This is a genomic window from Gemmatimonadota bacterium (genome assembly GCA_016719105.1).
Taxonomy (GTDB): Bacteria; Gemmatimonadota; Gemmatimonadetes; order Gemmatimonadales; family Gemmatimonadaceae; genus SCN-70-22.
Window position 1 is genome coordinate 184345 of record JADKAQ010000017.1, and the last position, 21513, is coordinate 205857.

A 21513-nucleotide genomic window follows, 5' to 3' on the forward strand; every position below is an offset into this window, starting at 1 on the left:
CGTCCAACGCCCCCCGTCGTGGTGCCCCCCCCCGCTCGCGCGCTGCCGCTACTTCTTCTTGGGCGCCTCGTACTTCGGCCGGCGTCCGCCCGTCCAGATCACCAGCGAACCGCACCCGTCCAGCGTCTGGAACTGCACCGGGACGCTCCCCCCGCGCGGGTAGACCTCCATGGCGCGGATCTCCTGCACGTTGACGAACGCGTCGATGTCGCCGTCCACGTTCATGACCTTCATCCCGTCGATGAAGACGGCGGGGTAGCAGAAGGCGCTGAAGCCCATGCCGCGCATCAGGATTCGGCTGCCGAACTGCCCGGGGATCACCTGCACCCCGGGAGTCATGCGCAGCAGGTCGGCCATGAAGAACGGGTTGCGCTTCTCGATGTCGTCCTCGTCCAGGAAGGTCCCGAAGCCGCGCTTGCGTCGCTCCTCGAAGTCGCGCATCTCGCGCGACGCAAAGACGCGCTTTGCCGTCACCTTCACTGTATCCAGGTACGTGCCGAACGACTCGAGACGCAGGTCCGTCACCGTTTCGTTCCCTTCCATGATGTCGATGGCGTGGCGCTGCGGGAGAAAGCCTAACGCGCGCGCCTCCATCGTGTACGTCCCGGCCGGGAGCTCCTGCATGCGGTACGCCCCGGTGGAGGTCGTCGCCACCTCGACCCCGCTCCCCCAGAACGTGAGGCGCGCCCCCTCGAGCGGCTCTCCGTCTGGACGGCGCACGACGCCGCGCAGCACGCCGTTGCCACGAAGCACGGTGGTGGTGATGCCGGTCGAGTCGGCGGTGGAGTCACGCAGCGACACCGCACGCGACGGTCCCACGAAGAGGTCGCGCCGCAGGAGCCCCGTCGACGGCACCTCCAACTCGGCGAATCCGCTCGAGTCGGTCGCGTTCCAGGCGTGCAGCATCACCGTCCCGCCCATGGGGACGCCGCAGATTGCCACACCGCCCACCTCGCTCGTTTCCCCCTGCACCGACGGCGTGACGCGCTGGATCCCCTCACCACCGATCGTGATCTCCGACCATTGCACCTTGACCGTCGACTTCGGGCGCGTCAGCCCATCGACCGCCGAACGCACGAAGCCGACAAAGACGCCGAGCGAGTCGCTGATGGCCCTGGGGCCGCAGAGCGCGGTGCGCAACGTGAAGGCCGAGGGCACCGCCAGCGGGGCGCGCAGGTCGCCGCTCGTGCGCACGTCCACGCGCACCAGTGGCGGGGTGATCCCTAACGAGTCGATCAGCGCGTGGTAGAAGCCCAGCAGGTAGGTCCCGGCCTGCACGGAATCGAACGCGAAGGCCCCGTTCTCCCCCGTTTCCACCGACCGCGCCTGTGTTGCCTCGCGTGCCGACACGAGCTGCACCACCGCCCGGGCCAGCGGGCGCATGGCGAGCGAATCGAAGACGACGCCCGAAAGGCGCGCGCGCACGGAGGGGGACTCCTGCGCCGCGAGCCCCCCCGGAGCGAACCCCAGCGCGATCGCCAGCGCCAACGCCGCCCCCACGCGTTGCGCCTGACGCCGCCTCGTACACCGCGCGCGTGGCACCCTCCGCTCCAATCTTGCCCAGTGCATCATCGCCCGTCTCCTCTGCGGTGTCCCACGCGTCGCGCCCCCGATAGCGACTGATACCTCCACGATGCCCGAACGGTACCACCGGCGCGAGCGGAGTTCGGCGTCGCGCCGCGCCGGCCGACGAACCCCGGTCGACGTCACCCCTACGGCGTGCGCGGAACCTCCCGTCCCCGTTTCGCCAGCCATCCACGCGCGCCGGTCCAGACGACCACCGTGCCGCACGTCAGCGACTGATACTCCGCAGGCGCCTGGATGCGCCGTGGGTAGACCTCGATCGCCCGCACGATGCTCGCCGGGATCAGGTCGTCGATGCTGCTCTCGTGTCGCGGGACATGGATCCCATCGATGATGAGCTTCGGCTCGCACTGTCCTTCACCCGCGAGGCTGCGCATCGCCACCGCTCGCGCCCCGTCCACCGTGACCACCTCCACACCGGCAATGCCGCGCATCAGGTCGGTGAAGCTCAACGGTCGCCGGCGTTCCACGTCGTCCGGGTCCAGGAAGACCCCCTGCGACAGCGCCTTGCGTCGCGTGAAGCCGGCCAGGTTGTCGCCCAGCGCCGGACGCCCCCCGAAGACCCGCACGGTGTCGATCGTGGTCGGGAACTCCTCCAGCGGGAGGTCGACCACCAGCTCCTGGCGCGCCACCAGGTCGATGAGTTCGCGGCGCGGGGCGTAGCCAAGCGCGCGCAACTCCAGCATTCGCGTCCCGCTCGGGACCCCCGCGAGGGTGAACTCGCCGCGGTCGTTGCTGCGCACCTCACGCGTCTCGCCGTACAGGCGCACGCGCGCGCCCGCGAGCGCGGCGCCATACGGGGTGCGTACCGTCCCGCGCACCGTGCTCGATGCCCCCTCCCTCGTGGCGACGAAGAGGTCGCGCACCAGCAGCCCGTCGTTGGGGACGCTCACTTCCAGCGTCGCGCCGGAGTCGCGCCCCGCCGCGGCGTTCACGAGCACCAGCCCGCCGGCGGGGACCTGGCAGAGGGAGAACCAGCCATCCTCGCCCGCGTGCGCCGTCACCTCACGCACCCGCACTTCGGCCCCGCGCTTGCCGATCACGATCTCGCTCCAGCGCGCCCGCACCGTCGCCTCGGGCTCGGCCCCGGTCGTGCTGGCGCTGCGCACGAATCCCACCACCGCGCCTGACGAGTCGCGCGTGGCGCCGCTGCCGCACGCCTGTCGCAGGACCGTCGTCACCGATGGGACGGCCAGGTCGATGGCGTGCACCGACTCGTCCTGCACCTCCACGCGCGACAGTGGCGACTCGACGCCAAGCGAATCGAGCTTGGGGTGGAAGAAGCCGAGCAGGAAGCGCCCGCGCTCCACCGGGGGAAAGGCGAAGCGCCCGGTGGAATCGGAGGTCACCGCCAGCCGCAGTGTCCCGTTGAGCGCGACCAGCTGCACCAGCGCCCCGGACAGCGTCGCGCGTGAGATGCTGTCGTACACCACGCCGACCACGCGCCCCACCGGCCTGGGTTGCACGGCCATCGACGGCCATGCGGAAACGGGCGAGGCGGGCGTGACCAGCCCCGCCAGCGCCACGCCGGCCATCGCCACTCCCCACGCGCCCTGCCGAAGCGTCACATCACCCCGCGAAATCGTTCGGGATCGGGACGTCGCCGCCGTAGTCGTAGAAGCCACGCCCGTTCTTCTTCCCCAGCATCCCGGCCGCCACCATGCGCACCAGCAGCGGGGGAGGGGCATAGCGCTGCTCCCGATACGCCCCCCACATGATTTCGGCCACGCGATGCAGCGTGTCCAGCCCCACGAAGTCACAAAGTGCGAGCGGCCCCATCGGGTGGCCCGCCCCGAGCTGCATCCCGACGTCGATGTCGGCGACCGACGCCACGCCGCGCTCCAGGGCGCGCACGGCATCGAGCATGTAGGGGACGAGCAGGAGATTCACCACGAAGCCCGGCGAGTCCTTCGACGCGATCGGCTCCTTCCCGATCGCCCGCACGAAGTCGAACGCCGCGCGCATCGTCGCTTCGCTCGTGGTGATCGTGCGCACCACCTCCACCAGCCGCATCGCCGGAACGGGGTTGAAGAAGTGCAGCCCGATGAAGCGATCACCCCGTGTCGTCGCCGTCGCCTGCTCCACGATCGACAGCGACGAGGTGTTCGAGGCGAAGATGGTGTGCGGGGCGGCCAGCGTGTCGAGCGCGGCCCAGAGCGCGCGTTTGGCCTCCAGCTGCTCCACCACCGCCTCGACGATGATGTCGCACGACGAGAGCGCGCCGAGATCGGTGGTGAAGGTGAGGGTATCGAGCGTTCGTTCCCGCGCATCGGGGGAGATCTTCCCCTTCTCAATGAGCCGGGAGAGCGATCGCTCGATGGCACTCCGCGCCCGCGCGCACAGCGCGTCGTCCAGCTCGCGGAGGATGGTCCGGTGTCCGTGTTGCGCCGCCACCTGGGCGATGCCGGCTCCCATGAGCCCGCCGCCGACAACGCCAACTGTGCCTGAGTGGGTCATTCCCCAGTATGCGCCGGTCCCCCGCCACCCGACAGCACGGCGAACCGTGACAGACTCCTCCCGAATCCCCTCTACCTGATGCTCTCGACCTTACGGGTGACCACGTCGATGAAGTCGGCGAGCGGGTTGGCCGGCTTGCGCATCTCCCCCCGCTCCAGCCGATCGAGCACCTGCTCCAGCGCGAGCTGCGCCCGCGTCACCCGCTGGCGTTGCGACGCCGCCACCGCGTAGCCAATCCCCCCGCCGCCCAGCGCCGGCAGCATCCCCAGCAGCGCGCCGAAGAACATCGACCCCTCGGGGATCAGCGACGCCAGTGCCATCACCCCGCCAAAGCCCAGGACGCCGGTCCCGGCGATGATCGAACTCCCCAGCACATGACGCTTCCGTGCCTCCACGAACGAGGCGTCGAGTCGCACGATGCAGCGCTGTGCGTCGACCGGCACCACCGTGGCCCCCACCTCGTCGCTGTTGATGAGCGAGTACGGACGCGCGCCCATCTTGAGCCCGGCCTGCAGCGACATCATGAAGTCACGCCGCCCCTCCCACGTGAGGCGGTCGTTGAAGCGACGCTTGGCGCGCATCCTCCTCGCGCTGCATCCAGTCGTCCAGGCGCCCGAGCAGGTCGGTCGGCGTTCCGTTGACCACGCGCGAGGCAGTGACCGCCTCGCCGCCGAAGAGGCTCCCCCACTACGCCACGCGCCTCGGGCACCTGCACGCGCGTGCGCTCTTCGGCCAGCGCCAACCGCACGTGCTCGGCGCTGATCCCCACTTCCTTCCCCACTTCGATGAGCTGCGCTTCGCTCATCTGCTCGGCCGGCTCGGACTGTCCAGCCTGCAACTCGGCGGCACGCGCCAGCACGCGCTCCAGCGACTCGCGGTCGAGCGGGGCCGGCGGCTGGGGGGTGGGACGGGGGATCGGGGCGCTCCCGGATCGTGGGTCGGTCATCGGTGGGTGAAGGTCAGATCCCGCCCAGCACGATCTCGATCTGGCGTTGCAGCGCCGTCACGATCTGCGCGGGGAGGGGGAAGGTCGCGTTGAACGATGCCGACGGATCGCCCGTCGGCACGGTGGCGCGGGCCAGTCGCAGGTAATATCGCTGGTAACCCGCCAGAAGGTCGGGGGCGATGCGCTCGAGGAGCATCGCCCCGCCACGCACTGCAGCCAGCGTGGTCCACTTCCCGGTGTCGCCGCTCCGCTCGTCGGCCGCCGACGTGTTGTCGCGCACCGCCGCCGTCGCCACCGTTCCCACCACCTCGTGCGCCACGACGTACAGCGCGTCGCGCGGGTCTTCCTGGTCGGCGGGGAAGGTCACCGAGACGAAGTTGTCGTTCCCCCCGACCGACAGCGTGCGCCCTTCGCCGCCCAGCGGCAGCGAGAGCAGGATCACCCCGTCGCGCTGCATCGAGTTGCGCATGAAGGGGGTGAAGGCGGTGCGATACGTGCCGGCCCACAGCGTCTCGATCGCGCTCCGCATCGAGCCCCGCCGCTGTTGTTGCTGCAGCCAGTAGCCGCGGTAGAAGCGCGTGCGCTCATCGTCGAGCCCCTGCACGAAGAGGCGCAGCCAGTCGCGATCGTCGGCGGTGGGGAAGTACGTGCGCACGGTGGCGTACATGCGCAGCTCTTCCTGCGTGCGCGCCTGTCGCACGTCGCCGTTGTCGCGCACGAAACGTTCAACGCCGCGGCGTAGGTCGTCCCACGAGGCGAAGTACAGGGCGAGGAACTGCGCCGATGCGAGGTTGGCGTTCTCGGAGAAGCGACGTTGCAGCTGCGAGCGGCTGGCGTCGAACGCGCCGTCGGCCGGCCGCACGCTCACGAGCCCGCTGCGATACCCCGGGCGGAAGTACGGGACGAGCGACGCATCGTCCTGCAGCAGCGCGAAGCCGTGCAGCCAGAGATCGACGTGCTCGCGCGACTCGATGCGCCAGCCCACTCCCCCGCGCACCACGCCACGCGCAGGCGCGGCGCCGGCCGAACCGCGCGTGCTGGTGTCGGGCCTCGTCGAGGTGTTGTCGACCGGAGGGCCCGGCACCGCCGCAACGGTGACGGTCTGAGACGAGGCACAGGCGCCAGCCACGACCAGCGCGAGAACGAGCGAGACGGAAGTTCGACCCATGTAGGGAGCACTACGAGACGGGAGGTGGAAAGAGTGTCACCCGTTCGATAGTACCCGGGCGAACGCCTGCGTTCGCCACCTCCCGTCTCTCGTGTTCCGTCCGTCCTTACGCCTTCCCCACCTCTCGTCCGCACGTGATGCAGAACTTCCACCCCACCTCCAGCTCCGTGCTGCACGCGGGACAGTGCTGCACGGTGAGGTTGTGCCCGCAGTTGGGGCAGAAGGTGACGCGCCTCCCGTCGGGGAGGACGCCGCCGCAGTAGCGGCACCCTTCGCCGGAGGATGACGGGGTCGGAGCGGTCGAGCGGGGAGCAGCCATTTTGGCGTCGGACGATGCCAGAGGAGTCGGGCGGCGAAGCGGGGCCGCACTCGCCCCCGCCGGTGCAGCGTTCGCACCCAGGGGGGGACGGGCGGGTGCGTGATGGAGCGTCGGCGATTCGGGGGGCGCACTCACCACGCGCGCCGCTGGCGGTGCCGCGGACGACGACGCGGCTGCTGCCGTCGGGGAGGCGGTCGGCGGCGCCGGCGCGAACGCCGAGGGCGCTGCGCTCTCGGGTGCGCCCCTCCCCACCATGGGGCTCTCGCCCGTCGCTTCCACCGACTCAGTCGCCCGACCGGCGAGGACGGCCTGCTCGCTCGGGCTCAGCGACGACGCGGACGACACCAGTTCGCCCCCCGCGGCGCGCTTCTCCAGGGCGCGGAGCGCCTCGGCCGAGAGCGAGACGGTCGACGTGGCGAAGATCCGAAAGGCGGCCAGGTCGGGGTTGGGTGACGCCAGTTCGGTGCGCATCGCCTTCTGCATCTCGGCGTCGCCCAGCAGGTAGCCGCGCAGCCCGGCCAGCAACTGCATCACCGCCAGCTCGTACTCCTCGTTGGAGTCGAAGCCCAGCTCTCGGCGGTTGGTGCGATACGGAATGATGTGCTGGTAGAGCTGCGACACCTCGAATCCCCGGGTGAGCAACTCGGGGAAGCCGGCGCGAATGTTCTGGACCAGGCGGCGATACAGGCGGTCGAGCTCGTCCATCGATCGGTGCGTTCAGGATGTGAGGCGGGGAGCATAACGAGTGGCGACGTGCGCCGCTCGCGTCAACGCCGCTCGAGGCGATCCATGGTCCCGTCGACGTCCTGGTTGTACTTGCCGCGCGCGGCGCCGCCCACGCGCTCGATCGTGCGCGTCACGACGTCCTCGTCATGCTGCTTCGAATCCTTGAAGCCGTACGAGTAGCCGGCGGCGAATCCGATGGCCAGGATGAGCAGGATCTTGAACATTTGGAGCTCCGGGGCGAGAGCAGTCCTGTCAGGGACGCCCCGCGGCGACCACGGGTAACCGCGCGGCTGCCTTGAACTTCGCCGCGTCGGGGAACGGCTCCAGTCGCATGCGGCTCGCCGCCTGGCTCGCCTTGGCCGCCCAGGCGGCGTAGCCCGACTCCACCAGGCCGGTGGAGTGCGTCTGTTCGCCGGCCGCCGTGATGGCCAGGTGGTTGGCGTATTCGTTCTGCGCGTGCCCGGCGTGCCCCTTCACCCAGCGCCACTCCACCTGATGCCCGTTGACGGCGGCCACCGCCTGCTGCCAGAGCTCCAGGTTCTCGATCGCCCCGCTCTTTCGCTTCCAGCCGCGGCGCGCCCAGTCATGCACCCAGGTGGACATGCCGTCGACGATGTAGCGCGAGTCGGTGGTGAAGACGACGCGAAAGCGCGACCCCTTGTGGGCGAGGGCGGTGAAGGCCTCGATCACCGAGCGCAGCGCCATTCGGTTGTTTGTGGTCGCCGGCTCCGAGATCCAGACGTCGCGCCGTACGATCTCGCCGCCATTGCGCGCGTACTCGACGAGGACGCCGGCCCCACCGGGGTTCTCGCCTTCGCGTCCGTTGCCCAGGCACGATTCGTCGGCATACACCGCCACCAGCGGGGCGTCGCTCGCGGTCGTCATCAGCGCACCACCTCGAAGGAGTCGATCTCGTCGAGAATGAGGATGATGCGGTCGCCGGTGGTGGGATGGGCCGCCTCGATCGCCTCCTTGCCTTCGCGCATGAAGAGGCGCTGCGGAATGACGATGTACTCCGTCCCGCGCCGAAAGACCGAGAGGCGCTTTCCCTTGGCGATCGCGTGTTCGAGGGCGTCGTACTCGCTCGTGGTGAACTGCGCCATCACGCCACCGTTCCGCGCATCCAGTCCTGCGCCAGGCGGGCGAGCACCCGGGTGGCGCGCTCCACCTCATCCATCGGGATCCACTCCTCGTCGGCGTGCGCCAGGATGATGTCGCCGGGGCCGTAGCAGATGGCGGGGATCCCGGCGTCGTTGAGCAGCGCGGCGTCGGTCCACGCGCTCATCCCCTCGTGCAGGATCGTCTCGCCTTCGGCGTGCATCGCCGCCTCGAGCGCGCGCACGATCGGGGCGTGGCCCGGCACGTCGCTCGGTCCCTGCGTGAGGACGTGTCGCAGCTGCACGTCGAGGGCGTCGTCGATCGCGGCCACCCGCTCGCAGGCGGCGGCGAACTCCTGCAGCACCTGGTCGGTCGATTCTCCCGGCAGCGTGCGGCGTTCCACGCGCAGGGTACAGCGGTCGGGATACGTCGACCATCCGCTCCCTCCCTCGATCGTCGCCAGATGCAACGAGGCGTGCCCGAGCAACGGGTGCGTGCGATGGTCGAGGATGTCGCGTTGCAGCTGGTCGAGCGCGGCGATCACCAGCCCGGCATGCCGGATGGCGTCGACCCCCAGGTCGTATCGGCTCCCGTGCGCGGCGCGCCCACGGAAGTCCAGCTCCACCCAGACGAAGCCGCGATGCGCCGGGTTGATCGCCAGGCGCGTCGGCTCGGTGACGATCGCCGCGTCGGCGCGCAGCCCCGTGGCCACCAGCGCCCGCGTGCCCAGGCTCTCGTACTCCTCGTCGGCCACGGCCGTGATCACGATCTCGCCGTCCAGCCCCTCGGCGGCCGCCCGTGCGGCGGCGGCGCACATCGCCGCCACCCCGCCCTTCATGTCGCAGGCGCCGCGCCCGTAGATGCGCCCGTCGCGCTCCTCGGCGCTAAACGGCGGATGCAGCATGCCGTCCACCCCCACCACGTCGAGGTGCCCGTTGAACAGGAGGACGCGGCCCCCGGGGCGCCCGATGCGGGCGACGACGTTGGGGCGCCCGGGCGCCGCCTCGACGAGCGTGGTGCGAAAGCCCCACGCATCGAGCGTGGTCGCGAGGGCATGGGCCACTGCGCCCTCGCCCGGCCCTCCCGGAACCAACGACGGATTGCGCGAATCGACGGCGACCAGCTGGCGGAGGAGGGCGATGGCATCGCCGGTTGGGATGGCGGTCACGTCTCAGACGGGGGAAGGGGATCGCCCTCCGGCCACCAGGCAAGGCCCTGCTGGTCGACGGAGAACGGAAGGGGGGTGGCGAGCGATTCGACGGCGCGGCGCACCGGTTCCTCGAAGCCGTGCGCGGCGACGAGCAGGACGCACCCGCCCCCCGATGCGCCCAGCGCCTTGCCGCCAATGGCGCCGGCGGCGGTGGCCACCTCGAGGATCCGGTCGATGAGCGGCGTGGTGATGGACGGGTGCAGCGCCCGCTGGTGCACCCAGTGCTCGCCCACCAGCATGCCTAACGCATCGAGGTCCTCGGCCACCAGCGCGTCGGCCATCGCCTCGGCCAGCGCCTTCATGCGCGCGAGGGCGGTGAGGACGCGCGCCTCGCGCGCTGCGTAGGCGTCGAGCACCGCGGCGATCGTGTCGCCGGAGATGCGCGACAGCCCGGTGTACACCACCACGCACCGCGCCTCGAGCGCGCGCACCATGGGGCGCGTGAGCGCGAGGCGGTGCACGCGCGTCTCCTCGCCAAAGGCGAGCGAGAGGGCGCCGCCATAGGCGGCGGCGTAGTGATCCTGCCGCCCACCGGCGATGTGCAACTCTTCCACCTCCACGCGCCGGCTGGCCTCGGCCAGCGCCGAGCGGTCCGCGGGGACCTGGTCGCGCACGGCGCGCAGGTGGGCGGGAATGGCAGCTGGCGGGAGCGTTGCCGGGTCGGTGACGCCGGCGTCGCGCGCGACGGCGCGCCACGCCTCGATGGCCCCCATCATCGCGACCCCGGCCGCCGACGAGCCGCCGAGCCCCGCGCCTAACGGGAAGTCGTTGTGCAGGCGGGCGCGCACCCCGGGAAGTGCCGCCACGCGCAACGCGGCGTCGGCCAGCGCCCGCTCGCGCGTCTCATCGATCCCGTCGTGTGGGCCGGCGCCGTGCAGGTGCACCGTCGCGTAGCGCGTGATCGCGAGGTTGCAGACGACGCCCCCCTGTTCGTTCGCATACGGCGGGACGTCGGTCCACCCCCCGCCAAAGTCGATGCGGGTGGGGGCGCGAGCAACGAGAGAAGGCATGTACCAAAACAAGCACACGGGGCGACGTCTCGCGACGTCGCCCCGTGTGCGGCATGCCCGCAGCGGCCCTACTTCTTCTTGGGCGCCGCCTTGGCCGCGGGGGCGCCCTTCGCCGGAGCCTTCGTCGCGACCTTGGCAGGCGCCTTCGCCGCGGGCACCGGAGCCTTGGCTGCCGGCTTGACTGGCGCCGGGGCCTTGGCGGATACCGGCTTGGGGGCGGGCGCCTTGGCCGCTGGCTTGGCCGGCGCCGCCGGCGGGGCGACGACCGCCTTCGCAGGCTTGGCCGCCTCGGCAACCGGCGCGGGGGCCGGCGACGGAGTCGGGGTGGGCGCCGGCTTGGGCGCGGCCTTCACCGGCTCGGGAGCGACGACCTTGGGCGGGCGCGGCACGACCGGGTGTTCGAGCGTCACCACCGGCGGCGGCGCGGCGGCAGGGGCGACCTTCTTGGGCGGCTCGACCTTGGCCGGCTCAGGCTTGGCGACCTTGGGCATGGAAGCGTGCGCCGCCTCCACGTCACGCATGAGCTTGTCGGCCTCGTCCTGCGTCATCTGCGCCCGGCGCACCATGTACTGCACCAGGTCACGCGCGCTCTCGATCGCAAACGGGGTGAGCCCAGCCGCAGCGCCCACCACCTCGCGCATCGTCCCGGCCATCCGGCTCCCGGCCTCCAACGAAATCTCGTGCGCCTTGGCCGCCATCTCGGCCATGGTGTCGCGCACGTCCTGCCCACGATGCCCCGGACCGCGCTTCGGCGGCGTGGGCGCCGGGGGGGCCAGCTCCTCCCCCTCGGGGATATCGTCAATAGATGCGATATTTTCGGACATGAAGCGTATGCTCCGGCGACGTGGTCAGGACACCACGGGGTGCCCGGCTACCCTCCCAAATCCCATCGGCCGCCGGAACCGGGCGGCGAAATGAGGGGGTAATGCGGCGGTAAGTATATGATTTTTCGGAGCCTACGCAAGTCGCGGCGACCCTCACCGCCCCCCATATTCTCCCGCGAATCGCCGCGGACGTCCCATTTTCGACACGCCACCATCCGGCCACCAAACGCCGAGTAATGCTACAGGGAATCCGAATACTCGACCTGAGCCGCGTCCTCGCCGGACCGCTCGCCTCCATGAACCTCGGCGACCTCGGCGCCGACGTTCTCAAGATCGAACGACCGTTCATCGGCGACGAGACCCGCGCCTGGGGCCCGCCGTTCGACGAGCGCGGCGAGGCGGCCTACTACCTCTCCATCAATCGGAACAAGCTCGGCGCGGCCCTCGACCTCGACCTCCCCGCCGACCGCGCCCTGATCGAACGGCTCGTCGCTGGCGCAGACGTCGTGCTCGACAACTACAAGCGCGGCACCCTCGAACGCAAAGGGCTCGCCCCGGAACGGTTCCTCCACGAGCACCCGGCGCTCATCTGGTGCACCGTGACCGGCTTTGGCCCCGAGGCTGACCGCCCTGGCTACGACTACGTCGTGCAGGCCGAATCGGGGTGGATGTCGATCACCGGTCCACAGGAGGGCGAACCGACCAAGAGCGGAATCGCGTTGGCCGACGTCACGGCGGGCAAGGACGCCACCATCGCCATTCTCGGCGCCCTTGTGGCGCGGGAGCGCGCGCCGGCGCCCCTGCCGGTGGCGCAGCGCCGCCTCTTCGTCTCGCTCCTGCACAGCGCGACCGCCGCCCTGGTCAACGTCGCGCAGAACGTCCTAGTGAGTGGGCGCGAGGCCGGGCGCTGGGGGAACGGGCATCCGAACCTCGTCCCCTACCAGCTGTTCCGGGCGGCGGACCGCTACCTGGTGCTCGCCGTCGGCAACGACGGGCAGTGGAAGGGGTGCTGCCGCGCGCTCGGGCTCGATGTGCTCGGGGATGATCGAGCGCTCGCCACCAACACGGGGCGACTGGCCGAGCGCGATCGGGTGGTGGCGGCGATCGCCGAGCGTCTGGTCGCGCGCCCGGCCTCCGAGTGGATCGCCGCGCTCGACGCGGCGGGGGTCCCGTGCGGCGTGGTGAAGGGGGTGCAGGAGGCGCTCGCGGCGGTCGACGCCTCTGCCGCGACCGGGGTCGCACCGGTGATTCCGGGGTGCTCGGTTCGCCGTCGCCCCCCGACGCTCGACCAGCACGGGGCGCTGGTACGCGAACTCGGGTGGGAGGCGTTCGCGCGCGTGCCGGGCGATGCCTGAATGCCGACGCGGTAGGTCGCGCGTCGTGAACCAACGCGCCGCTTCGGGGTAGCCCCGGGCGTGCCGACCGTCGCCTCCCTCCGCTCGCTCGTTGGCGCCATCAGCCTCGCGCTGGTCGCCGCCGCCTGCGGCGACGATACGTCGGCGCCGGTCACCGAGCCGTTCGTCACCTCGTTCGACCGGATGTGGAATACGGTCGATCGGGAGTACTCCTACTTCGAGTACAAGGGGATCGACTGGTACGCGGTGCGTTCGGCCTATCGCCCGCGCGCTGAGCGCGCGACCAACACGCCCGACTTCATCGAGGTGGTGCGCGAGGCGCTGGGAACGTTGCGCGACGTGCACGTCTGGATCCTCACCCCCGACGGGCGCTTCATCGGGACGTACACGCCCACGCACCGCCGCAACTGGTCGATCGCGATCAAGGCGGCGCAGCTGCAGCGTCCCGGTTGGGTGAACGTGTCGCCCTCCCTGTACCACGCCAACCTGGACGGCGTCGCCTACATCGCTATTGCGACCTTTGCCAACGGGCAGTTCGACGTTGCAGCCTTCGATGCCGTCCTGGACCGGTATCGCGACGCGCGGGCCATCGTGCTCGACGTGCGGATGAACGGCGGGGGGAACGACGCGTTGGCGTACCAGGTGGCGGGGCGCTTCACCACGGCGACGCGCACCACGGGATACGTGCAGTACCGGAACGGGCTGCGGCACGACGCCTTCACCGCGCTCACGGCGCGCACCGTCGGTCCGCGTGGCGGGTGGCAGTTCACGCGTCCCGTTGTGTTGCTGACCGGGCGCGGGGCGTACTCGTCGACGGAAGGGTTCGTGTCGGCGATGCAGGTGCTGCCTAACGTGACGCTGGTGGGCGACACCACCGGTGGCGGGTCGGGGAATCCCTCGGTCTATCCGTTGCGGGACGGCTACGGGATCTCGGTGTCGCGGTGGATCGAGTACACGGCCGATCGCCAGCCCATCGAGTGGCGCGGCATTGCCCCTGACAGCACCGTTGCATTCAGCGAGGCGGCGGTCGCGGCGGGGGAGGACGAGACGCTGACCTATGCGCTCGACCTGGCGGTGCGGCTCCCGGCGGCGCGGCTCCCGGCGAGATCGGGGCAGGTGGCCAGTGGTGCGCTCGGCGCGCGGCCCGGACGAGCCGGGTCGGGGGGGCGTTAGCCCTCGCTCGCGCGGCCGTTTCGGGGTGTTCCGGCAAGTATCGGCACGGGGCGCGGAGGGACTACGTCGGGCGTGTTACGCGCCTGATGGTCCGTCGTCTACCTCACGTGACTGTACTCGCGCATCCCATCGCCCCCCGAGCGGGACTATCGAGAGCCGCGGAAAGCGGTTATGCTAGCGCCGTGAAAACGACGGCACCTGCCTCTCCAGTAGACCAGCTCGAGGCCGACCAGGAGATCATCACCAAGGTGCTTGCGGGCGACCGCAATGCCTTTGGTGTACTGATCCAGCGTTACAGCGATCCGCTCTACCGCCATGCCCTGGGCATGACGGGAAGTCCGGACGTTGCGGAAGACATCCTCCAGATGTCCTTCATCAAAGCGTTCCAGCACCTCTCCGAGGTGCGCGGTCGATTTGATGCCTGGGTGTTCCGCATCGTCGCCAACGGGTGCAAGGACTGGCTGAAGAACATTCGCCGGACCCACCTGAGCTACGAAGAGGACGACCAGCCCACTTCGTACGCGACCCCCGAGGAAGAGCTCGATCGCACGCAGCTTCGCAATGACCTTGACGTCGCGTTGGCGCAGTTGCCGACATCGCTACGGGAAGCGTTCATCATGAAGCACGTGGAAGGACGGTCGTACGAAGAAATGGCTGATCTACTGGGTACAACGGTCGGGGCACTGAAGATGCGCGTCCATCGCGCGCGTGAAGCGCTCCAGGCTCTCTTAGAGGAGAAATACGCCTAATGCTCGACAGACATAACGAGCGCGACGGCCGTGCCGAGCGTGAACGCCCCCTGCGCCCGTCCGATGAGATGGGGAACGTCCGCGGAGAGCGTGAAGTCCCGCTGTCGCCGGTTGCCACGCCAGACGTGATCAACCGTTGGCTGGATGGCGAACTGCCGGAGCCGACCGGGCTGCGTGGCGATGCCGCGCGCTCGGTGGAGTTCTGGCGCCGCCTGGGCGAAGAGACGGACAAGCGTCGCCGCATGATGACGCCGGCCCATCTGCCGGAGAAGATCATGGCTTCGTTGCCGCCGCTGGCCACCCCGCAGACGTCGATGGTGCCGTGGTACCGCAAGGACATGAAGCTCAACCCGATGATGGCGCTGGCCGCTGGTGCCGCGCTCTTCACGCTGGGCTTGGTCGCGGCGCAGGCGTTGCTGCGCTAAGCGACGAGCAGGCCTGACGACGAGCGGGGCGGCGCCACACCGGCGCCGCCCCGCTGTGTTTCTCGGGTGCTCGCGGCGCCCGCACCTCCTACTTTGAGGGGTGCAGATCCAGCTCCCTCTCTCCGCGTCCACGGTCGAACTCGACGCCGCGATCCTTCAGGTCGCCGTTGCGACCGGGTTGGTGGCGTACGCGGGGTCGCTCTACCGCCGGTACCGCAAGTCGCACTTCGCCTGGTTCGCCATGGCGTGGGCGCTGTATCTCACGCGCCTGCTCGCCATCATGGCCTTCCTGGTCACGCAGGCGAGCGGGTGGCTCTACTGGCACCAGGTGGTCACGGGTTGGACGGCGCTCGCGCTGCTCTGGTCGGCCCTGGTCTTCTCCCGGCAGCTGCAGTTCAGATGGGTGTACCTGCTGGCCATGCTGTTCCCGCTCGGCTGGTCGTACGTGGCCATCTATGTCATGCGGGACTTCTTCTGGGCGGCGCTGCCGGCGGTTCTCTTCCTGTCGTTCGTGACCGTGTGGACCGGGGCGGTCTTCTGGCGGCACTGGCAGCGCACGCGCGTTGGTGGGGCACGATTCCTTGCCGTGGCGCTCCTGCTCTGGGCGATACACCATCTCGACTATCCGTTCCTGCGGGCGCGCGGAGCCTGGTCGCCGTGGGGGTACTACCTCGACATCATCTTCCTCCTGGCCACCGGCACCGGGCTGACCTTCCTGGTGCTCGACGAACTGCGGCAGGGGTTCGCGGCGCTGACCTCGCTGGCCGGTATCGCGACGGTCGGGGCTGAGGGGACGGATCTCGATGGGCTGCTCGGGCGGGCGATGACGCTCCCCGCCACGCGCGGGGCGGCGCTCTTCTCGCGCGTGGGGGGCGACGTGACGCTGGTGCGTGGGGTGGGGGAGTGCGCGCGATGGGAGGGAGGATCGCTCCCGTCGAGCGGAATCGACCTCGTGAACGCGGCGATTGCCGGTGCGGACGCACGGGTGCAAGGGGGGGAGTGGCCGCGCGGGAGCGGGGCGCACGCGGTGGGCTTCGCGTATGCGGCGGCCCTCCCCATCCCGCGCGCGACCGAGGGGACGGCGGCGCTCGTGCTGGTGGGCGACGTGCGCAATCCGTTCACGGCGCTCGACGACGCCTTTCTCCTCGCGTTGGGGCAGCAGATCGGTTCGGCGCTCGATTCGGCCGAGCTCACGCGCCGCCTGCGCCTGCGCACCGCCGACCTCACGCGCCTGTCGGCGCGGATGATCGATCAGCACGAGGAGGAACGGCGCCGCATCTCGCTCGAGCTGCACGACGAGACCGCACAGGTCTTTTCGGCGGTCAAGCTGCAACTCGGGCTGTTGCGCGAGCGAGTGGCTGGCGACGAGGCCAGGGGGTTGGAGCGGGCGCTCGCGCTGGTGGACGAGGGGATGCGCTCCATCCGGAACGTCACCGAGACGTTGCGCCCGACGGTGCTCGACGACCTGGGGCTCCTTCCCGCGCTGCGGTCGCTGGCCATCAGCTTCGAGGGGCAATGCGGGATCGAGGTGTCGCTCGACGCGCCCGACGAGCCGCCGCTCATGAGCCAGGACGCCGAGCTGGCGCTGTTCCGGGCGATGCAGGAGGCGTTGTCGAACGTGGCGCGCCACGCGCCGCGGGCTCAACATGTGTGGGCCATGCTGCGTGAAGAAGGAGGGGCGCTCCACCTCGACGTGCGCGACGATGGCGATGGGGGGGCGGTGCCGTTGGACCCCGAACGATTGGAGCGCGAGGGACACATGGGGCTGGCCGGCATGCGCGAGCGCATCGGTTCGTTAGGCGGCACGGTGACGCTGGGGCGGGGGAGCGAGGGGGGCCTCCAGGTCTCCATTCGCCTCCCGCTGTCGCCGGTGGAGGGACGATGACCCCCATTCGCGTCCTCCTGGTGGACGACCATGGCATCGTGCGCGAGGGGTTGCGCCAGGTGCTGCTGGCGGACGGCGACTTCGACGTGGTGGGCGAAGCTGCCAATGGAGTACAGGCGCTGGACATTGCCGCGCGCGAGCGGCCCGACGTGGTCCTGCTCGACCTCACCATGCCGGGCGATTCGGGGCTGGTGGTGGCGCAGAAGCTTCGGCAGGAGGTCCCCAACTCGCGCGTACTGATACTCAGCGTGCACGATGACGCCGAGTACGTGTTGGAGAGCGTGCGGGCGGGGGCGCACGGCTACCTGCGGAAGGACACCACCCCGGCCGACCTGCGTGCGGCGATTCGTGCGGTGCACAGTGGCGATGCCTACTTCAGCCCGGCGGTGGCCAAGCGACTCACGGAGGTGTTGCGCAGCGAGTCGTCCGTTCCCGCGCCCGCGCCGGTCGTGGTGCCGGCGTCGCTCGACGCACTCACCAACCGAGAGCGCGAGGTACTGGCGGCGGTGGCGCGCGGGCTGTTGAACAAGGAGATCGCCGGTCAGCTCGGCATCAGCGTGCGCACGGTGGAGGCGCATCGCGACAGCGTGGTGCGCAAGCTGGGGATCCGGAGTGCGGCGGGGCTCACGCGCTTTGCGATGGAGCAGGGGTTGTTGAAGGGGGACGGCGGGGCCGAGTAGCGGCGCGTGCGGGGGCGGTGCATAACGAGTTGGGCGCGGAACCGATCAGGACGTCTCCCGAATGGAGGAGAGTGCCCCATGGTGAGGTCAGCTGTCGCGTGGCGGGTGGTCGCGGTGTGGCTGGTGAGCGCGGTCGTGCGAGGCGTGGCGAGCCCGGAGATGGCGCACGCGCAGGTGTCGCCCGCGCCGACCGCGCATGCGCCGGTGCGCGCCGACTACGGCGTGATGATCCCGCTGCGCGACGGCGTGCGGCTCGCGTCGGACATCTGGCGCCCCGAGGCGCCTGGCAGGTACCCGGTGTTGCTCACGCGCACGCCGTACATGCGCACCAACCACCAGCTCCCCACCTGGGCGCGCTACTTCGCCGAGCGTGGGTATGTGGTCGTCACGCAGGATACGCGCGGGCGCGGTGACTCGGAGGGGACGTTCGAGTTCTTTGCTGGCGATGGGCCTGACGGGTACGACGTGATCGAGTGGCTCGCGAAGCAGCCGTGGTCGAATGGGCGCGTGGGGATGTTCGGGCTGTCGTACCTGGGGACGGTGCAGTGGCTGGCGGCCAAGGAGCGTCCGCCGCACCTGGCGTGCATGGCGCCGACTGCACCTGGCGGGCGTTGGTTCGACGAGATCCCCTACCTGGGCGGTGCCTTTGCGCAGGAGTGGGCGATCAACTGGTCGTTTGGCGTCACGGGGCGCATGCAGCAGGGGACGCAGCTCGAGGGGACGGATTGGGCGAAGATTCACGCGCACCGTCCGCTCCTGACGGCCGACTCGGTGTTGGGGCGCGTGAACCCGACGTATCGGTCGTGGCTGGAGCATCCGACCGCGGGGGCGTTCTGGCAGCGCATGGAGTACAGCGCGCGCGATTTCGCGTCGATCGACATCCCCACGCTGACCACGACCGGGTGGTTCGACGCTGATCAGCCCGGGAGCATGTTCTACTGGCGCGGGCTGATGGCCAACGCGAAGGACCGCGCGAAGCACTGGCTGATGATCGGTCCGTGGGACCACATGGGGACCTTCCAGGGGGCGACCGACAGCATCGGGAAGTTGCGCTTCACGCCGGAGTCGGTGATCGACAACAAGGCGCGGCATGTGGCGTTCTTCGATTGGTGCCTCAAGCAGTCGGCCGCGAGCTTCGCGGCGCCGCGGGCGCAGGTGTACGTGACCGGTGCGAATGTGTGGCGGACGTTCGACCAGTATCCGCCAGCTGCATCGTCCCCGACGCAGTTCTTCCTGACCAGCGGTGGTCGCGCCAACACGCGCAAGGGCGACGGGCGACTGGTGTCTGGGGCCGCCGCGGATTCGCCGCCCGACTCGTTCACCTTCGATCCCAGGCGCCCCGTACCGGGATCGATGTCCGACAACGCGATCGATCGCGGCCAGGTGCAGGATCGCGCTGACGTCCTCGTGTACTCGACCGAGGTGCTCACGGAGCCGTTGGAGATCATCGGCAAGGTGATGGTCGAGTTGCAGGCGGCGACCGACGCGCGCGACACCGACTTCACCGCCATCCTCTCCGACGTGCAGCCCGACGGAACCCCTATCCAGCTCGGCGCGCGCACCGGGATCAGGCGCGGGCGGTATCGCAACGGGTATGCGAAGGAGGAGCTGCTCACGCCGGGAAAGGTGGAGACCTTCCCCATCGAGCTGTTCGACATCGCGCACCAGTTCAAGGCGGGGCATCGGTTGCGGCTGGAGATCTCGAGCAGTGCGGCGCCGTACTACAACCCGAACCAGAACACCGGGAACCCGGTGGCGACCGATACCGAGTGGCGGGTGGCGCGGCAGGTGATTCACCATGATCGGGCGCGTCCGTCGTCGATCACCTTGCCGGTGGTGCCGCGCGGGGCGGTGCAGTGAGGGCGGGGTACGGGCGAGCCCGGGAGGGAGCACGCGGTGACGATGCCTCGGGAGGCGCTGTCCCGTCCTCGTGACGCCGATCGGGGCGGCGAGGACGGGGCGACCTACGGGCGCAGGATCTTGGCCATCGGGCGTCCCTTCGCCAGTTCGTCGATCAGCTTGTCGAGGTACCGCACCTTCTTCATCAGCGGATCCTCGATCTCCTCGATGCGCACGCCGCAGATCACGCCGGTAATCTTGCTGGCGTTGGGATGCAGCCGAGGGGCGTCGTCGAAGAAGGCCTCGAAGTTCTTCTTCTCGATGATCTGCGCCGCCAGCTGCTCTGCGGTGTATCCCGTGAGCCAGCGGATCACTTCATCGACCTCGGCCTTCGTGCGCCCCTTCTTTTCCGCCTTAGTGACGTAGTGGGGGTAGACGCCGGCGAACGCCATCGTGTAGATCCGGTGCTTTTCCATGGGCGGGAGCGCTGGCGACAAGGAGGACCGGCCGCGGCTGGGCGGTCGCGGTCGTGGGGGACAACCGACTCCGGGGTTGCGCCCTACTCTCCCCCCGCCGGCAACTGCGGCACCCCCGTCCCCCCACCGCCCTGCAACAACCCCTGTTCCACATACAACCCCAACTTCTCGCGCGTGTCCATGATGTCGAGGTTGCGCATGGTGAGCTGGCCGATGCGATCGAGCGGCGTGAAGAACGCCTCGCCGCGCTCCATCGTCAGGCGCTCGGGCTTGTACGTGAGGTTGGGGCTCGTGGTATCGACGATCGAGTAGTCGTTGCCACGACGCATATCGATGGTGACCTCGCCGGTGATCGCGCGCGCCACCCAGCGCTGCGCCGAGTCGCGCAGCATGAGTGACTGCGAGTCGAGCCAGCGCCCCTGGTACAGCAGGCGCCCCAGCTTTCGGCCGTTGGCGCGATAGGTCTCGATGGTGTCTTCGTTGTGGATGCCGGTGACCAGGCGCTCGTAGGCGATGTACAACAGGGCGAGCCCTGGCGCCTCGTAGATGCCGCGGCTCTTGGCCTCGATGATCCGGTTCTCGATCTGGTCGGACATGCCGAGCCCGTGGCGCCCACCGATCGCGTTGGCTTCCATGAAGAGCTCGAGCGCGGAGGCGAAGCTCTTGCCGTTGAGGGCGACGGGCATCCCCTCCTCGAAGCGGATCGACACGGTCTCGCGCGGCACCGCCACGTCGTCGCGCCAGAAGGCGACGCCCATGATGGGCTGCACGATCGAGATCCCCTTGTTGAGGAACTCGAGGTCCTTGGCCTCGTGCGTGGCCCCGAGGATGTTGGAATCGGTGGAGTACGCCTTCTCGACGCTCATCTTGTAGTCGAAGCCGGCCTTGATGAGGTACTCCGACATCTCCTTGCGTCCGCCCAGTTCATCGATGAACTGCTGGTCGAGCCACGGCTTGTAGACGCGCAATGCGGGGTTGGTGAGCAACCCGTAGCGGTAGAAGCGTTCGATGTCGTTCCCCTTGAACGTGCTTCCGTCGCCCCAGATGTTGACGTCGTCCTCGCGCATCGCCGCGACGAGCATGGTTCCCGTCACCGCGCGGCCGAGGGGGGTGGTGTTGAAGTACGTCTGCCCCGCGGTGGTGATGTGAAAGGCGCCGCACTGCAGCGCGGCGAGCCCCTCGGCGACGAGCTGCGCGCGGCACTCGATGAGACGCGCCTTCTCGGCGCCGTACCCCAGCGCCTTGCGCGGGATCTCGTCGTAGTCGCTTTCGTCGGGCTGGCCAAGGTTGGCGGTGTAGGCGTACGGGATGGCGCCCTTGGCGCGCATCCAGTGCAGGGCGGCGCTGGTATCGAGTCCGCCGGAGAAGGCGATGCCGACCTTTTCGCCGACGGGAAGACGCTGGAGGATGTTGGCCACGGGTGCTCGACCTTGAGGTGCTGAACGATGCGAGCCTCGAACTTACCATGATCGGCGGGGCCCCCCAATGCCGTAGGCGGAATTGGCCTGCGCGGCGCTGGGTGGTGGCCGAGACACTCACCGCGCCTGAGGGCGTGCAGTCGGGCACGGAGTACCCGCGCCGGCACGGAT

General features: G+C 69.8%; 21 protein-coding genes. 7 read left to right on the top strand and 14 right to left on the bottom strand.

What is annotated here, in order from left to right; all coding sequences use genetic code 11:
- Window positions 1-48: 48 nt before the first annotated feature.
- The 12 genes from IPN47_17945 to IPN47_18000 form a co-directional block, all read right to left on the bottom strand.
- Window positions 49-1542: a carboxypeptidase regulatory-like domain-containing protein gene (locus IPN47_17945; GenBank protein MBK9409889.1), complete on the bottom strand. Its 1494-nt coding sequence runs from the start codon at window positions 1540-1542 to the stop codon at window positions 49-51.
- Between the two features lie 170 nt (window positions 1543-1712).
- Window positions 1713-3152 (bottom strand): carboxypeptidase regulatory-like domain-containing protein, encoded by a 1440-nt coding sequence (locus IPN47_17950; GenBank protein ID MBK9409890.1) that lies wholly within the window; start codon window positions 3150-3152, stop codon window positions 1713-1715.
- 1 nt (window position 3153) lies between these two features.
- A complete protein-coding gene (locus tag IPN47_17955; GenBank protein MBK9409891.1) occupies window positions 3154-4041 on the bottom strand; it encodes a 3-hydroxybutyryl-CoA dehydrogenase in 888 nt (295 codons plus the stop codon).
- A 71-nt stretch (window positions 4042-4112) separates the two neighbouring features.
- Window positions 4113-4622, bottom strand: coding sequence for a hypothetical protein (locus IPN47_17960; protein MBK9409892.1), 510 nt, complete (start codon window positions 4620-4622; stop codon window positions 4113-4115).
- 378 nt (window positions 4623-5000) lie between these two features.
- Window positions 5001-6155 carry a hypothetical protein gene (locus IPN47_17965; GenBank protein MBK9409893.1) on the bottom strand — a complete coding sequence of 385 codons (1155 nt, stop codon included), beginning with the start codon at window positions 6153-6155 and terminating at the stop codon, window positions 5001-5003.
- A gap of 106 nt (window positions 6156-6261) precedes the next feature.
- On the bottom strand, window positions 6262-7179 hold the full coding sequence (locus IPN47_17970) for a zinc ribbon domain-containing protein (GenBank protein ID MBK9409894.1): 918 nt from the start codon (window positions 7177-7179) through the stop codon (window positions 6262-6264).
- Between the two features lie 62 nt (window positions 7180-7241).
- Complete coding sequence (locus tag IPN47_17975) at window positions 7242-7424, bottom strand: hypothetical protein (protein MBK9409895.1); 183 nt, start codon at window positions 7422-7424, stop codon at window positions 7242-7244.
- Between the two features lie 28 nt (window positions 7425-7452).
- Complete coding sequence (locus IPN47_17980; GenBank protein MBK9409896.1) at window positions 7453-8085, bottom strand: ribonuclease HI; 633 nt, start codon at window positions 8083-8085, stop codon at window positions 7453-7455.
- Entirely contained in the window at window positions 8085-8303 is a 219-nt protein-coding gene (locus IPN47_17985) for a hypothetical protein (protein ID MBK9409897.1), read from the bottom strand. The genes IPN47_17980 and IPN47_17985 overlap by 1 nt, the downstream gene beginning before the upstream one ends.
- Window positions 8303-9457: an ArgE/DapE family deacylase gene (locus IPN47_17990; protein ID MBK9409898.1), complete on the bottom strand. Its 1155-nt coding sequence runs from the start codon at window positions 9455-9457 to the stop codon at window positions 8303-8305. The genes IPN47_17985 and IPN47_17990 overlap by 1 nt, the downstream gene beginning before the upstream one ends.
- Window positions 9458-9462: 5 nt before the next feature.
- On the bottom strand, window positions 9463-10518 hold the full coding sequence (locus IPN47_17995; protein ID MBK9409899.1) for a hypothetical protein: 1056 nt from the start codon (window positions 10516-10518) through the stop codon (window positions 9463-9465).
- 68 nt (window positions 10519-10586) lie between these two features.
- Window positions 10587-11342 carry a hypothetical protein gene (locus tag IPN47_18000; GenBank protein ID MBK9409900.1) on the bottom strand — a complete coding sequence of 252 codons (756 nt, stop codon included), beginning with the start codon at window positions 11340-11342 and terminating at the stop codon, window positions 10587-10589.
- 236 nt (window positions 11343-11578) lie between these two features.
- Between IPN47_18000 and IPN47_18005 the strand changes: the two genes are divergently transcribed.
- The 7 genes from IPN47_18005 (at window position 11579) to IPN47_18035 (ending at window position 19469) form a co-directional block, all read left to right on the top strand.
- Entirely contained in the window at window positions 11579-12697 is a 1119-nt protein-coding gene (locus IPN47_18005; protein MBK9409901.1) for a CoA transferase, read from the top strand.
- Between the two features lie 60 nt (window positions 12698-12757).
- The gene (locus IPN47_18010) at window positions 12758-13870 is read left to right on the top strand and encodes a hypothetical protein (protein ID MBK9409902.1); all 1113 of its coding nucleotides are present in this window, start codon (window positions 12758-12760) and stop codon (window positions 13868-13870) included.
- Window positions 13871-14052: 182 nt separating this feature from the next.
- Complete coding sequence (locus tag IPN47_18015; protein MBK9409903.1) at window positions 14053-14619, top strand: RNA polymerase sigma factor; 567 nt, start codon at window positions 14053-14055, stop codon at window positions 14617-14619.
- Entirely contained in the window at window positions 14619-15044 is a 426-nt protein-coding gene (locus IPN47_18020; GenBank protein ID MBK9409904.1) for a hypothetical protein, read from the top strand. The genes IPN47_18015 and IPN47_18020 overlap by 1 nt, the downstream gene beginning before the upstream one ends.
- Before the next feature lie 100 nt (window positions 15045-15144).
- Window positions 15145-16929, top strand: a complete 1785-nt coding sequence (locus IPN47_18025; protein ID MBK9409905.1) for a hypothetical protein — start codon at window positions 15145-15147, stop codon at window positions 16927-16929.
- Complete coding sequence (locus IPN47_18030; protein ID MBK9409906.1) at window positions 16926-17609, top strand: response regulator transcription factor; 684 nt, start codon at window positions 16926-16928, stop codon at window positions 17607-17609. Before IPN47_18025 ends, IPN47_18030 begins: the two co-directional genes overlap by 4 nt.
- 78 nt (window positions 17610-17687) lie before the next feature.
- Window positions 17688-19469 carry a CocE/NonD family hydrolase gene (locus tag IPN47_18035; protein ID MBK9409907.1) on the top strand — a complete coding sequence of 594 codons (1782 nt, stop codon included), beginning with the start codon at window positions 17688-17690 and terminating at the stop codon, window positions 19467-19469.
- Window positions 19470-19573: 104 nt separating this feature from the next.
- Here the strand turns inward: IPN47_18035 and IPN47_18040 are convergent, their stop codons facing one another.
- Both IPN47_18040 and argG read right to left on the bottom strand, forming a co-directional pair.
- Complete coding sequence (locus tag IPN47_18040; GenBank protein MBK9409908.1) at window positions 19574-19924, bottom strand: DUF2200 domain-containing protein; 351 nt, start codon at window positions 19922-19924, stop codon at window positions 19574-19576.
- Window positions 19925-20007: 83 nt separating this feature from the next.
- Window positions 20008-21342: an argininosuccinate synthase gene (gene argG / locus IPN47_18045; protein ID MBK9409909.1), complete on the bottom strand. Its 1335-nt coding sequence runs from the start codon at window positions 21340-21342 to the stop codon at window positions 20008-20010.
- Window positions 21343-21513 lie beyond the last annotated feature (171 nt).